Origin of the sequence: Methylobacter sp. (assembly GCF_023227905.1) — a bacterium.
Taxonomy (GTDB): Bacteria; Pseudomonadota; Gammaproteobacteria; order Methylococcales; family Methylomonadaceae; genus Methylobacter_A.
Genome location: NZ_JALOCF010000033.1, coordinates 37,121 through 50,604, shown reverse-complemented (window position 1 = coordinate 50,604; position 13,484 = coordinate 37,121). Strand labels below are relative to the sequence as shown.

The 13,484-nt window shown below is 52.9% G+C and carries 11 protein-coding genes, 1 tRNA gene and 1 pseudogene; 9 read left to right on the top strand and 4 right to left on the bottom strand.

Annotated elements, in window-relative coordinates; translation table 11 throughout:
• Positions 1-130 precede the first annotated feature (130 nt).
• From M0R47_RS13680 to M0R47_RS13665, 4 genes are all read left to right on the top strand, one after another.
• Positions 131-1,006: a site-specific integrase gene (locus tag M0R47_RS13680; protein ID WP_292555775.1), complete on the top strand. Its 876-nt coding sequence runs from the start codon at positions 131-133 to the stop codon at positions 1,004-1,006.
• Between the two features lie 9 nt (positions 1,007-1,015).
• Entirely contained in the window at positions 1,016-2,215 is a 1,200-nt protein-coding gene (locus tag M0R47_RS13675) for an IS91 family transposase (protein ID WP_292555773.1), read from the top strand.
• Positions 2,212-2,475, top strand: coding sequence for a hypothetical protein (locus M0R47_RS13670; RefSeq protein ID WP_292555771.1), 264 nt, complete (start codon positions 2,212-2,214; stop codon positions 2,473-2,475). The genes M0R47_RS13675 and M0R47_RS13670 overlap by 4 nt, the downstream gene beginning before the upstream one ends.
• Before the next feature lie 321 nt (positions 2,476-2,796).
• Positions 2,797-2,888 (top strand) — tRNA-Ser (locus M0R47_RS13665).
• 269 nt (positions 2,889-3,157) lie between these two features.
• Here M0R47_RS13665 and M0R47_RS13660 read toward each other — a convergent pair.
• Entirely contained in the window at positions 3,158-4,639 is a 1,482-nt protein-coding gene (locus M0R47_RS13660) for a TolC family protein (RefSeq protein ID WP_292555777.1), read from the bottom strand.
• 342 nt (positions 4,640-4,981) lie between these two features.
• Between M0R47_RS13660 and M0R47_RS13655 the strand changes: the two genes are divergently transcribed.
• From M0R47_RS13655 to M0R47_RS13640, 4 genes and pseudogenes are all read left to right on the top strand, one after another.
• Positions 4,982-5,242: a YtcA family lipoprotein gene (locus M0R47_RS13655; RefSeq protein WP_292555769.1), complete on the top strand. Its 261-nt coding sequence runs from the start codon at positions 4,982-4,984 to the stop codon at positions 5,240-5,242.
• 18 nt (positions 5,243-5,260) lie between these two features.
• Positions 5,261-6,439 carry a biotin/lipoyl-binding protein gene (locus M0R47_RS13650; RefSeq protein WP_292555767.1) on the top strand — a complete coding sequence of 393 codons (1,179 nt, stop codon included), beginning with the start codon at positions 5,261-5,263 and terminating at the stop codon, positions 6,437-6,439.
• Positions 6,436-8,700 (top strand): FUSC family protein, encoded by a 2,265-nt coding sequence (locus M0R47_RS13645; protein ID WP_292555765.1) that lies wholly within the window; start codon positions 6,436-6,438, stop codon positions 8,698-8,700. Before M0R47_RS13650 ends, M0R47_RS13645 begins: the two co-directional genes overlap by 4 nt.
• A 53-nt stretch (positions 8,701-8,753) precedes the next feature.
• Positions 8,754-8,876: pseudogene (locus M0R47_RS13640) on the top strand (IS982 family transposase); the annotation flags it as partial.
• A 38-nt stretch (positions 8,877-8,914) separates the two neighbouring features.
• On the opposite strand, the gene M0R47_RS13635 reads toward M0R47_RS13640, so the two are convergent.
• On the bottom strand, positions 8,915-9,223 hold the full coding sequence (locus M0R47_RS13635) for a hypothetical protein (RefSeq protein ID WP_292555764.1): 309 nt from the start codon (positions 9,221-9,223) through the stop codon (positions 8,915-8,917).
• 542 nt (positions 9,224-9,765) lie between these two features.
• Between M0R47_RS13635 and M0R47_RS13630 the strand changes: the two genes are divergently transcribed.
• Positions 9,766-10,554: a hypothetical protein gene (locus tag M0R47_RS13630; protein ID WP_292555762.1), complete on the top strand. Its 789-nt coding sequence runs from the start codon at positions 9,766-9,768 to the stop codon at positions 10,552-10,554.
• 339 nt (positions 10,555-10,893) lie between these two features.
• Here M0R47_RS13630 and M0R47_RS13625 read toward each other — a convergent pair whose 3' ends face one another.
• Positions 10,894-11,700, bottom strand: a complete 807-nt coding sequence (locus M0R47_RS13625; RefSeq protein WP_292555760.1) for an SDR family oxidoreductase — start codon at positions 11,698-11,700, stop codon at positions 10,894-10,896.
• Between the two features lie 39 nt (positions 11,701-11,739).
• A complete protein-coding gene (locus M0R47_RS13620) occupies positions 11,740-13,476 on the bottom strand; it encodes an FAD-binding oxidoreductase (RefSeq protein WP_292555758.1) in 1,737 nt (578 codons plus the stop codon).
• Positions 13,477-13,484 lie beyond the last annotated feature (8 nt).

Sequence of the window (13,484 nt, the reverse complement as noted above, 5' to 3'; positions counted from 1 at the left end):
GCCAAAGGACTAAACCGCTCACGCGGTATTGACGCTGCGATCATAAGCCTGTGGCTGGTTGAAAGAGCGTAACTGTTTCCTATGTTATGGAATGAGGCAATCCGCCTTGTTTCAAGATAGGAGCTGTGTCATGACTTCGACAAGTAAAGCCATTACCCCGTTGCGCCAACGCATGATTGACGACATGCGGATGCGCAAACTTTCCCCCAAAACCCAGGCCAGTTATATTCGAGTTGTAAAGCGATTCGCGGGGTTCCTGGGGCGATCGCCGGATACCGCCAGCGTCGAAGATTTACGCAGCTATCAATTGCACTTGGTTGATCACGGTATTTCGCCAATTTCACTGAATGCGACCCTCACCGGGCTCAAGTTTCTCTTTGAAACGACGCTGGATCGCCCCGAGTTGTTGACTAAGATGCACGCGGTGCAGGTGCCGCACAAACTGCCCGTGGTATTGAGTCGTGAGGAGGTGGCTCGCCTGATCGCCGCCGTTGACAACCTCAAGCACCAGACAGCGTTATCGGTGGCTTACGGCGCCGGCTTGCGTGCCAACGAGGTGGTGTCGCTGAAGGTCGGTGACATTGATAGTCAGCGTATGGTGCTGCGCATCGAACAGGGTAAAGGCGGCAAGGATCGTTATGCCATGCTGTCGCCGGTGCTGTTGGAACGGTTGCGCGCCTGGTGGAAGTTTGCCCATGCCCAAGGCAAAATGCGCCCGGGTGGCTGGCTATTTCCTGGTTTAGACCCCATCGATCCACTCAGCCCCCGTCAACTCAACCGGGCCATCCATGCCGCTGCAGAGGCGGCGCGGATTGACAAGCGGGTGTCGATGCATACGCTGAGACACAGTTTCGCTACCCACTTGCTGGAACAGAAGGTCGATATTCGGGTGATCCAGGTGCTGCTCGGCCACAAGAAGCTGGAGACCACGGCGCTGTATGCCCAGGTAGCCACCGATCTCCTGCGTGAGGTAGTCAGTCCACTGGAGACTTTGCGCCCCTTGTAGACCCAGATCATGGTGCGTCCCGCACTCGAGGTGGCGGATATCTTCCGCGCCCACGGACCCGCTTGGCGACAAGCTCAGCAGACCCACTTAAGTCTGGGACAACTGAAAGTCATGTCCGCCATCGAACAGTGTCGCACCTCGACCTTGGGTGGGCATGTGTTGCATTGCCCTGCCTGTAAGCATGACGACATCGCCTATAACTCTTGCCGCAACCGGCACTGCCCGAAGTGCCAGGCCAGTGCGGCCAAACGCTGGCTCGAAGCCCGGCAGGCCGATCTGTTGCCGGTGGACTATTACCATGTGGTATTCACCTTGCCCGCGCCGATCAGCGCCATCGCTTACACCAACAAGGCGGTGATCTATGGCCTGTTGTTTGCGGTCGCTGCTGAGACGCTACGCACCATCGCCGCTGACCCCAAGCATCTGGGCGCACGGATCGGGGCCACCCTGGTGCTGCATACCTGGGGTTCGGCGTTAACCCATCACCCGCATGTGCATGGCATCGTCCCCGGCGGTGGCTTATCCTTAGACGGCGAGCGATGGGTGGCTTGCAAGCCGGGCTTCTTTTTATCGGTACGCGTGCTGTCACGGCTGTTTCGACGGCGTTTTCTGGAAGAACTCAGCAAAGCGCAGGCGGCTGGACAATTGCAGTTCTTCGGCGCGTCTGCCCATCTTGCTGACGCCTCGGCCTTTGCCGACTGGCTCGCGCCGCTTAAAAAGTGCGAATGGGTGGTCTACGCCAAACGCCCGTTTTCAGGGCCTTCGGCGGTATTGGCTTATCTGTCGCGTTATACCCACCGGGTGGCCATCGCCAACTCACGCCTACTTTCCCTGGACGAGCAGGGTGTCACGTTCCGCTGGAAAGACTACCGAGCCAAGGGCAAGACGCGGCATAAAACCATGACGCTCAATACCGACGAGTTTATCCGCCGCTTCCTATTGCATGTGTTGCCCAGTGGCTTTCATCGCATTCGTCATTATGGCTTGCTCGCCAATGGCGTCCGCCGTGAACAGCTTGCGCAGGTATGTGAACGACTGCAGGTGATGCCCGCCGACAGGGAACTCAACGGTGGGGATAGTGAAGCGGTAGGACAATCGGCCCAGCCGACTTTCGTCTGCCCCGACTGCGGTGCGGCCATGATCATCGTCGAAACCTTAACGCGCAAACAGCCGATTCGAGCGCCACCCGGGCAACGAGGTACGGCATGAAAACAAGTGCCTGCCAAACGCCAAATCACCGGTCACTGTTTTATCGGCGGTTAGAGCCGATACGGGAAGGCTTGGCTTGGTGGCGTAAAATCCCTGTTTTTTGCTCGCCGCCGCTACGAAAAATCAGGCGCATAGACTGCGAGATGGCCCCGATGGACTATGCCGGGCTTCACCTGATCAACATGAGAGCCAGGCTAACCCGTACAGCCACCTTTCAAATCCCCATAGTCCATCCCCTGTTCTGGTCCATCGCTGCGTAGCCCGCGGTTTCCTCCCTCGAGGCTTGTCCGACGCCTGCCCGCCCAGTTCTGTCGCATCTTGCCGCCTTGCGCAGGAGGGCAGACATCTGACAACCCTTAACAAATTCAGCCAGTCAATGACAGATTCAGTTGCAGCTCATTTTGATGCCATCAGATCAAGACCAGACTTTCGTATATTACAAATTTTAAAGAGAGAATTGGCTTTAGGGCAGGGCTGTGTATGCTCAAAAACTACAGTAAAAACTACAGTGGTTCATAATTCTTCATACTCCTTTAAACGACTTTACACGCTCTCTGATGTCTGATAACCTGTTGATTATAGGGAGTTATACTTAGTACGCAGTTGTTTGGTATCAATTAGAATCGAACTTTTAATGCGATGGTCGCGCGTTCGAATCGCGCACGACCCACCATCAAAGAATAAATAAAACAAGCTGTTAGGTTAAAGCCTTGCGGCTTTTTTTATGCCCGCTAGAAAGTTTGGAACATTAGACTAATCTCAGCCCGGAAGCGGTTGAGGCCAAAATGGTCTCTTAGCAAAGTGTCCAGAAAATCGGGGCAAGATCAAGTCGTTATCCAAATTGAGGCATTTGTATTAATCCACTTGAAGCAGAGCACCGGGTTAATGGTCTCACAATGAATTATCTTTCGGTTTTTACAAATTTTGCGGCAAAACCTCTCACTATGGAAGACTGCGGACAAACGCTTCGCTATCCGTATTCAAATCTCCCCGGCTTTGCCCTCCGGAAGCGTAAACCAGGGTTGCGGCTGATCGTAGCAAGGTGGAGCGACTGTCGATTTCGGTATAACGGGCGCGCGCTAAATCTTTTTGCGCGGACAGCAGTTCTATCACCGTGGAAAAGCCGTGAGTATAAGATTCTTGAGTAGCGGCATAAGATTCTTCGGCGGCTTTCAACAGGGCTAACGCAAACTCGCGTTTTTCCAACGCGGTTTTGGTATCGGCATAGGCTTTCCAGATATCGCGCATAATTTCCAGACGCAAAGCCTCAAGCTGAGCCTTGGAAACCTCTTTCCTGGCCTCTGCTTCATGCACGGCATTGCTGCGTTCAAAGCCATCGAACAAGGTCCATTCCATAGTCAGCATCGCTGTACCGACCCCGTTACTTGCTGAGTAACTCTCATTACCGGGTGGATTTGTACGCACATTTCCCCAGTGTTGATTACCCAGACTGCCTCCCAGGGAAAACTTGGGCCAGAATTCGGCCCTCGCCTTTTTTACTTCCGCTTCGCGTGCACGCAGTTCTGCAAGCCGCGCCATCAGGTCGGGACGTTGCTCCAAAGCCTGATCGACAATTTTTTCGACCGATTGCACCAGTCCTGCCGGCAAGGGCAACTGGCTTAAATCTATCAGTTGCAGCGAATAAGAAGGCGAAATACCCAGGTTTGAAGTCAGATCGGCATGTGTCTGACTTACCGAGCTGCGCGCATCTTGCAGGTCATAGCTGGCTTTCGCCTGCTCCTGTATCGCCAGCAACAAATCCGGCCGTGTCGCAAAACCTTTGTCGAGTTTCGCCTGGACCGAAGCAGAGCCGGCCCTTGCGGACTCAAATGTTTGCTGCGCCGCCGTCACCTTGGCCAGGGCAGCCTGATAGGCAAAAAAACTGGTTGCAACCCGATAGGCAATTTCCTGATGCTTGCGGTTGAAGGCAAAATTAGCGGCACTCAAGCGCTGTGCTCCCGCATCGACCAAGGCCTCCCTGCGTCCGAAATCGAACAGTGTCCATGCCAAATCCAAACTGCCAAACGAGGAATAACCTGTGCTAACCAATGCGCCTCCAGGAATGGGGAAGCTGGTTTTGAAATATTGCCCGAACGCCATGGCCGTCAGCGTCGGATACCAGGCGCTGCGATTCCTTTCGAGGCGGGCAGCGGCGGCTTTCGCTTCCTCCCAGCTAATTCGGGTTTCCGGGTTGGCATGCAAGGCAAGATCGACCAGTGCGGGCAGGTCGTAAGTCAGCTTGGTATCGATCTGGCTTTCTTCGCGCGAATGGATGGATATGGGGGGCTGCTGTTTGCCGGTTGTGGCCTGGTAATCATGCCAATAAACGGCATGGTCGGTCGGGGCCGCCGCATAGGGTTCATCAAGCTGCGCCAAGCCCGGCGGCGACATGCAGGCTGTCAAGGCCAGGGCGGCTGGTATCACCAAGCGACTGACACCTAGAGGTAGACATGACAACAATGTTAACAAGTTATCGCGCTTGCTGCGCCGCAACTTTTGCAAATTTAAAACACCTTATTCAAACGTCAATTTAGTTGCAGAACATCCCTATTTTCGGAAACTTGAAGAGTTAGTTGACAATAGGAGATTCAAATACCAGAATCCTGATCAGCTACACTTTAGTTAATGCCTTTAAGTTTTACAACTTAAAGATTTATTTCTTAATGACCTGATCAATATTAAAAAACGCCGCATAAAATAATCCCAATGGCCTTACGAAAATTATTTAAGTTCAGTTTCTCCCTTCAGGCGCAAATTACGATCTTCATGACGAGATTACGAAAAACGGCTTTTCCGATTATTTTTGCGGTTTTTTTGACGGCTTGCGACCCGATGCTGAGTATTGAGGGTTCGTTCTGGCCTGCCTGGATTATCTGTATTCTTGCCGGACTGATGGCAAGCATGGTGCTGATGTGGCAATTGGTGCGACACAGGCTGGCGCCGTATCTCGGGCCGCCGCTGTTGATTGCGCCGAGCCTGTGGGCGTTATGCACCTTTGTTATCTGGTTGTTATTTTACTCGACGTAAACGCGGGTGCCGTCCATCATGGAAAACAACGATCATTCTGTAAACCTTAAACAACGGATCATGCTGGGACGCATCATCGGTACATTAATCGTGCTGGGAGCACTGGTAACCGGAACGCTGGTCTGGCGCATAAACTATCAGCATCCCCGCACTAACGACGCGATGGTGCGAGCCAATATCGTTGGCATAGCTCCCCAAGTGAGCGGCCGTATCGTGGAATTGCCTGTCGAAGACAATCAGTATGCCAAGCAGGGCGATCTGTTGTATGTGATCGATCCGCGCCCCTATCAGGCCAAACTGGCTCAGGCCAGGGCGGAATTGTTAATTGCCGAAAAAGAGGTGGATTCAAGGCGTGCCTCCAGTGGTTCCGCCGAGTTGGCCATCGAACGACTGGAACACCAACGCACTGCCGCCGCGGCTGAAATCAACAGAATTGAAGCTGAGGATGAGTATCTGCATAGCTATCTGGAACGCCTTGAACCCTTAGCGAAGCAACAATACGTAACGGTAGACCAGCTCAAGCAAGCCCGATCGAAGTACGCCGCATCGCGCGCTGAGCTGGCAGACGCCCGGGCCAAGGAACTTTCGGCCCGGAGTGCGATAGAGGAAGCCAAAAGCGATAGCCGCCGCGCCGTATCGTTGATTGCCCAGGTCGGCAACGTTAATGCCCGCATCGAAGCGGCCAGAGCAGTGGTTGCCGCCGCCGAACTGGACGTGGAATACTGTTCGGTGCGTGCGCCTTTCGATGCCTACGTCACCAACCTGAACACACGCGAAGGCGAATACGCAAGGGCTGGAACGCAAATGTTCGCCCTGGTCGATGACCGCCACTGGTATGCCATCGCCAACTTCAAAGAAACTTATCTACAATCCATCAAACCCGGCCAGGAAGCCGAAGTCTTCCTGGTCGGTTATCCGGGAAAGCGCTACCGGGGGGTGGTGACCGGTATCGGTTGGGCCAATTATCCCGATAATACCAAGCAGCAAGGGGTTCTGCCGGAGGTTCAGCGCACCCTGAACTGGGTCATCCTGGCATCCCGTTTCCCGGTGCGGATCGAAATACACGAACGCGACCCCGAGCATCCGCTACGCATGGGCATGACCGCCTTTGTCACCGTTCTGGACCGTCTTGCCGATATTCCGGGAGTTTCTCCAGCCAGTGAGAAGGGAGCCAGCAAAGCCCAGATTCCGCAATGAATAACAGCGACACGCAGCACACTTCGGTTCCGCACAAAAGACGAAGCAGACTTTGGTTCGGAACCAGCCTGGCACAATTTCTTAAAGTTGAACTGAAAGATTCCCCGGAACGGCGGGTAGCGGCATTCCGCCTGTTTATCGTTACACTCATCATCGTCCTGGTCAGCCAAACGCTGCACGTGCCGCCATTAGGGGCGATCGCGCTGCTGATATGCTTGAGTTACGACGCGTATGCGAATGCCGGTCAATCGCTGGCGTTCGGGCTGCGCCAGTTGGGGTATATCATCGTCACCACCTTGGTATCGGTATTAACGCTGATGCTAGCCGGTAACGATGCCTGGTTGCTACTACCCTTGTCTTTCATCATAATGGCTGTCGCCCTGTTTCATGCCCGTCTGATCGCATGGCCTACCGGCATCGCTCTATGGTACTCGGTGGCGGTGCTATATAGCCCAAACACTCCCGATCAAGCTATCTACAACGCTTTGTGGAACATCCCGATCATTGGTGTACTTGCTATTGGCTCATGGACGGTGGTGCACCTGACCATCAAACCGCAAGACCCGCTCAAACAGCTGACGGCGAGTATCGCTGAGCAATTGGCAGCAATTGAATATATTTTCAATGCGCGCTTGGCCGACAGCGGCGTGGTCATCCATAAGCGGATAAGCTCAAAATTTCCCAGCGCCGGCAGCTTCGGCAAAATACTGGGGCTGCTGTCAAACGCGGAACTGGTACACCCCTCCATGCTTAATCGGCATGATACTTATCTTGCCCTGTTGCTGGAAATCGACGGTTTACGGCAGATGGCCATCTGGCTGGATCAGGTATTGACGGAAGAGTATCGCGCTCAAGCAATGACTCAGGAAAAATTAGATGTCTACCTGGCTCTGCAAAGCGCCTGTGCAACGCTGCGGCAAGGCATAGAAGAGTCCCGCGATGTTTCCGGGCAAATTGAGGCGCTGCTGACCGATGAAGTCCTGCACAGTTATTCATTGCAAACCAACCCTTCGCTGTTAACCGCCATTTGGCGGGCGCAACAACGTATCGCCGGTTTGATGCATGACTTGCATAACCCAGCAGCGCCCGAAGTTAAAACCACAGAGGCCGAAACCGACAGTAATGAAGCAGATGGCTGGTTTCCAGCCTGGTTTGGTTATGAATTCTGGGCGACACATGCCGACAGCCTGCAATTCGGAATTAAATTTTCTTTGGGCGCGATACTCTGCATGCTGATCGTGGAAAGCCTGGGCTGGCCGGATATCAATACCGCCATACCAACCTGTCTGGTCGCGGCCCAAACCAGTCTCGGCGCCGACTACCGGCTATCGATATTACGTGTGTCGGGCGCGATTCTGGGCGGGCTATGTGCCTATTTTTATGTGCTGGTACTCCAGTCCCAGCTCGACACCATCGCCGGCTTTGCGCTTGCAACGGCCCCGGTCTGGGGTATTGCCGCCTGGATTTCCTCCGGTAGCGAGCGTATCGCCTACATGGGCAGGCAACTCGGGTTTTCGTTCGCGATGTTCGTTTTACATGATTTCGGACCGGTCACCGATCTGTATCTGCCGCGCGACCGGGTTATCGGTATCTTGCTGGGCATCGGCGTGATGGGAGTACTCGACTATGCGCTATGGCCTCGGCGTTCGATTGTGCTTGCTCGTCACCATAGCGTAGCGGCATTGCACACACTCGCCAAGTTCACAACCCGGTTGCCTGACCTGAGCCTGATGCTCAAGCATGCGTTGCCGTTGCGCTTGTCGGCAGAAAAAGATCTGGCTGCTGCACAGGATTTGGTGATTCACGCGGTACTGGAACCGGATGCCAGATTGACCTACAAAGCCAATGAAAGAACGGCGTTGCGTGCGGTTATTGAAGCCGCAGGCAACTTGTCCGGCTTGCTACAGATTCGGGGACGCTATCGATTGCTAAGCGGTCAACAATTCAGCAGCTTTCCTGACGAGCTACAAGAACATAGCCGAACTTTTGATGCGGCACTGGCAAGCGCGTTGGAGAATGCGGCGCTAGTGCTGCAAGGCCGGCAACAAGAGCCCCAGGCTGAGGTTGCCGACATCCACGCACAACTGAAACAAAGCTACACCGAACACCATCGCATCGACAGCTTGCCTGACGATCTGGCAATGGAATGGGAACTGCGATTCATGCTGGATCAGCAAATCATGGAACTGATAGAGCACATCCAAAAAATGGCCGTGGACTCCGTTTCATATCGCCTGAAAGCCGGCTCTACTATTGATTAGTAACCGGTGTTACGCAGTCTTTTGTTGGCAAAACACTTCCGGCTAACTAACCGACGCGGCACCGCCCTTATTTTAATTTTGCGGTCAACCTGATGGCGGGCATTACGGCCTATTGCCTGCCCGACAACAAGCCCACCTTGTCTCTGAGCAAGGTCAATCTCTTGCATTCAGCTTAATGGCTTATCTCGAACTCAGGTTAATGAAGGAACAGGGCTTATTGTCTCCAATCCAAATTATCTATATCCCTACTAATACATCTGTCATGCCCACCTATCATAGTGTGTCCGTGCCAGCTATTACCGCTGGCTGTTTTGCAGTCAGGAATGGTCTTATAACCCATTTTCTCACCATCGCAATTCGTTCCTCTAAAGCACATTCCTGTTTCATCTTCGATCGCAGTTGCTTTATCTGTAGCGGGCTTTTCAGTCGTCTCATTAGTTTTGGGCTGGACAGGGTCGGCCGCGTAAGCCGCAAAACCAAGACTCAAGCTAAAACAAAACATAAACAAGTAACGAGTTATCATAAATCACCTCCACCAGTGGATGGGCAATATTGCACCCGGAAAAGTCAGTTGACGCTTAGCTGATGCTAGGTGTACAAGTAAAATAAATCAATTAGTTAAATTGCGTAATAGCCGCCTTGCACGCCATAGACGGTATCGAAGCCTGCCTTTGATTTCATCCTGTAAGATGGTGGGGAAAGAACTATGCTAAGAGTTTTTTAATTGTTGAGGTTTCCACTTTCAGAGGCTGCCGCTACTAAATCGGCGGTATTAGACTTGTCAATCATCATGCACAATTTTCAAGTATCGACACAACATTTATCAGGACAGTTGGAAGACAAGGTATTAATAATCGTACTAAAGCAGTTTTCGGCTCAAAAATAAAAACGCTAAGAACGGGTAATTTTTGCATGTTGATGGACACAGAAAGTTTGTGGGCATTAACCAATGCGAGAAAATCCGCATTTAGAGATTCCTAAAACCCACTGCCGCCAGCCAATGCCGAGGCGACTTCCGCGCCCGAAACCAAATAGTCATCAAGGATTCTTTTGAGAATAGTGATAATGAACAATTCAAAAAAAATAACAGCGGCTTCCTGTCTGATTACGATAGTTTTGGCGCTTTCAGGCTGCGAACTATTAGCCCCTGGACAGGCTCAGCTTCTGCCGCCGGTTTCCAAAGCGGCGCAGGAATCGGAGATGGAGCCTTTTTTTAACAAGCCGCAAGACGAGCAGTCTGTTGTTGATTCAATGAAAACAAAAACAGAGCTTAGTCCCCGGACAGATCAGTTTGTGCCGGTCCCGGCACAGCATAGGAAAATTAGCTCGAAAGCGGGTTCATACAATCTGAATTTCGATGACTCTGATCTCGCGGAATTCGTAAAAGTCGTCTTGAGCGATATGCTTGGACAAAACTATGCACTAAACCCCAAAGTGGCCGGCAAAGTCACATTGCAGACAGCACAGCCGTTAACCAAAGGCGAATTGCTGCCTACGCTAGAAATGGTTTTGCAAATGAACGATGCTGTTCTGGTCAAGGACAGTAAAATTTACCGTATAGATCCAGTCGCCGATACTCTGCACACATCCGGTATTTCGACGGGCGGTAGTCATCCGGATTATCTGCTACGGCAAAAGGGTTTGCGGTCTTATTTATCGGAGCGGCATCCGCAATGCCAAAAGATAATTCTCAAGGTCAAACAAGGCGATAATCTTAATGGCTGGAAACTCACCGAAATCCAGGGGGATAGAGTCATATTGACGCAAGGCGGCTGCCAGAAGGAGTTGTTAATGCAAGAACCGAAGATTAAACCGTTACCGCGCAAAACACATCAGGATATCTTTAAAAATTAACACTACATTAGTGCAAATGGATAAGATAAAGGTTCTGTCGCAAAATTTAAATGAATGTAGAAAACGCCTATCTTGTAGACAAAGCTACCCTGTTAAAACAGTAAACCGCTTATAAGCGGGAACGCGCTCTGTAAGCTGGTAATGTCAGTGTTGATCACTGGAAAATGTGGTGCGTTGATTTACAGCTGCAAAACCCACTTATTCAATAACGCTATTTCCAAGCGCTGAAACGGCTTGCCGCTGCGGCATGCTGAGAGAAAATACATTAATCCCCAATTCATAACGGCAAAACAATGTCGAATGGACAAACTGGACAGCGCACATACCGAGTGATTGGTTTCAGCTGACACAAAGGAAACGGGCGAGCCGGCGGACCAGGCCATCGGGTGCAATGTGTTTTAGCAGGTACAGCGATCTGGCATCCCAGCCCAAAGGATATCTAAGTTTACCGCTATTATCTGTAGCCGCCCTGTAGATTGTTTCCGCAATCCGTTCGGCCGAATTGCCGAAGCGGTAAAATTGCTCCATGCGAGCAAGTGAGCGCCCGGCGCGAGGCTCATAAGCCGGTAAAGCAATGCTGTCTTTAGAACGAGTATGGAAATCGGTTTTGACCACACCGGGCTCCACCAGTTTGACCCGGATTCCAAACGGTTCCAGTTCGTAGCGCAAAGATTCCGCAAAGCCCTCGACAGCCCATTTGCTGGCATGATAGAGGCTATAGTAGGGAAAGCACGAGTATCCGGCCATAGAAGATATATTGATCAAACTACCGCCGCCGGCCTCCCGCATCGAAGGCAACACGGCGCGGGTGACCGCCATCAAGCCGAACACATTCACCTCGAATTGGCGGCGAACCTGCGTGTCATCGGCGGCTTCAAACGGGCCTATCAATCCGTAGCCGGCGTTGTTAATCAGCACGTCGATTCGCCCCCAACGTTCCAGAACCTCATCCACTGCGGCTTGGATGGACTTGGGATCGGTTACGTCCAGTTGCGGGCGGATCAGCCCGGGACGCTCGCCTAATGCGAGATCATTCTCAGGATTACGCATCGAAGCCGCCACATTCCAACCCTGGCGATGGAAGTGTTCGGCGACGGCCAAGCCAATGCCACAGGAAGCGCCAGTGATGAGTACGCATTTGGTCATGTCACAAAATCTCGGTTGTTTGAAAAATTCCAGCCAATTTTATTGGCTGCGGTCGAATAGGTTATTGCTCGCGCCAAACACATTGCGCGGGTCGAGCTCCCGTTTCAGCGCCAGCAAAGTTTTTTTGGTGGCCTCGGAATAAAGCTGCGGGATAAACGAGGCGCGCAGTTTGCCTATGCCGTGGTGATGGGAAATGCTGCCGCCATGATCCAAAATAACCGCGCGCATGGCTTGCTCGACGGCGTGAAATTTCTGATCGGCGTTTTCTACGCCGTGTATGGAAACGCCATGAGTAAAATAGATACATGCGCCTGTCGGGTATATCTGGGTGATTCTGGCGGAGATATAAGGCTTGCCCGGAAAGCCGTAGCGCGCGTGTTCCAGCTCCGCCGCCCGCTTGACCTCGTCGCAGATGGCCTGGATGCAATCCCAGGATGCGGAGGTTTCATAAGTTTCGCCGATCACGCTGTAGCGCATCAGGAGATCCCGGATATAGGCAATCGCGTAAGTGAGCTGATAACCGCGCTGGCCGTTTTCCGCTCCGCCGTAAATAGCGCCGTAGCGGCGCACCAGCCGATCCAACGCGCGCCGCTGGGCGATGACTTCATCGGCACTGCCTTCGATGACAATGGTCGCGGCGGCCAGCGTTTCCGGATCGAACTTTTTTACCGACGTCAGCAACCACCTTTGCAGGCGGTGCTTATAACCGGCCCAGCCTTTTGCCGCCGGTTTCAGTGATTGGGCAAAGCGAAACTGCGGGTTATCCACCAGCCGGATGCTAGCCGGCCACACCGTGCCTTTGGAAAGCTCCTGCAAAAAAGCGATGCCGGTGGGAAAGTCGCGAAACAGGATCGATTGGTATTGCGTGACTTCAGGCAACGGACGCAGTTTTAAGACCGCTTCAGTGATCAAACCGAAATTGCCTTCGCTACCGAACAGCAAATAGTGCAGGCGGCTGCCGCTCGAAACCCGCGGCGCCCGCGCCGACTCTTGGAGCGTTCCCAATGGCGTGACAACGGTCATGGCTTCCACCACGTCTTCAATGTTGCCGTAGCGGTTCTTCTTCATGCCGCTGGCATTGGTGGCAATCCAGCCGCCGACCGTCGAGAACTCGATGCTGTCCGGTTCATGCCCCAGCGTGTAGCCTTCCGCGCGGAGCTGACGTTCCAAGTCGGCTCCGCAAATACCTGCCTGCACCGTGACCCGCATGTTGTTGCGCTCCAGGCTGACTATGCGATTCATGCGGCTGGTATCGACAGCAACCACCATCCGCTGTTCATCGGCCGGAATGCGCAGTGCATTGCTGACACTGGTGCCCCCGCCATAGGGCAACAAGCAGACGTCGTGTACTGCCGCCAACTCCACCAAAGCTTGCGCTTCTGCCGTATCGGTACAATAAAAAACGGCGTCCACCAATTTCGGGAGCTTGCCGTAAAGCACCTGGTAAACCTCATCCACGGTGGTCTGTCCGTGGCTATGCGGCAAGCGCACCGCATCGGCGAAACTGATATGTTCGGGGGGAAATCTTAAATTCAATGCTTCGCAAAAAGCCTCGTTGCGGTTGGATGCAGGCAGCTGAACCTCTTGACGTTCGGCCTGTTGTTCAGTGGACAGGCAAACGTTGAGCACGCTCTCGACAAAGGGGATGAAGTAGGGCATGGCATAACCGCATATCGAGTAACGGTTGCCGGTGAGCGTCACGGAACCATCCTCGTTGAGGGTGAAACGGGTATCGCGAAATCCCCAGCGGTGGGGTTCTCTTTCATTATTCGGCATGGACTGAT

Coding starts and splice junctions, on each gene's coding strand:
- M0R47_RS13675 (WP_292555773.1), top strand. CDS start 1,016: ATGGTGCGTCCCGCACTCGAGGTGGCGGATATCTTCCGCGCCCACGGA.
- M0R47_RS13680 (WP_292555775.1), top strand. CDS start 131: ATGACTTCGACAAGTAAAGCCATTACCCCGTTGCGCCAACGCATGATT.
- M0R47_RS13620 (WP_292555758.1), bottom strand. CDS start 13,476: ATGCCGAATAATGAAAGAGAACCCCACCGCTGGGGATTTCGCGATACC.
- M0R47_RS13630 (WP_292555762.1), top strand. CDS start 9,766: ATGAACAATTCAAAAAAAATAACAGCGGCTTCCTGTCTGATTACGATA.
- M0R47_RS13645 (WP_292555765.1), top strand. CDS start 6,436: ATGAATAACAGCGACACGCAGCACACTTCGGTTCCGCACAAAAGACGA.
- M0R47_RS13670 (WP_292555771.1), top strand. CDS start 2,212: ATGAAAACAAGTGCCTGCCAAACGCCAAATCACCGGTCACTGTTTTAT.
- M0R47_RS13650 (WP_292555767.1), top strand. CDS start 5,261: ATGGAAAACAACGATCATTCTGTAAACCTTAAACAACGGATCATGCTG.
- M0R47_RS13655 (WP_292555769.1), top strand. CDS start 4,982: ATGACGAGATTACGAAAAACGGCTTTTCCGATTATTTTTGCGGTTTTT.
- M0R47_RS13635 (WP_292555764.1), bottom strand. CDS start 9,223: ATGATAACTCGTTACTTGTTTATGTTTTGTTTTAGCTTGAGTCTTGGT.
- M0R47_RS13625 (WP_292555760.1), bottom strand. CDS start 11,700: ATGACCAAATGCGTACTCATCACTGGCGCTTCCTGTGGCATTGGCTTG.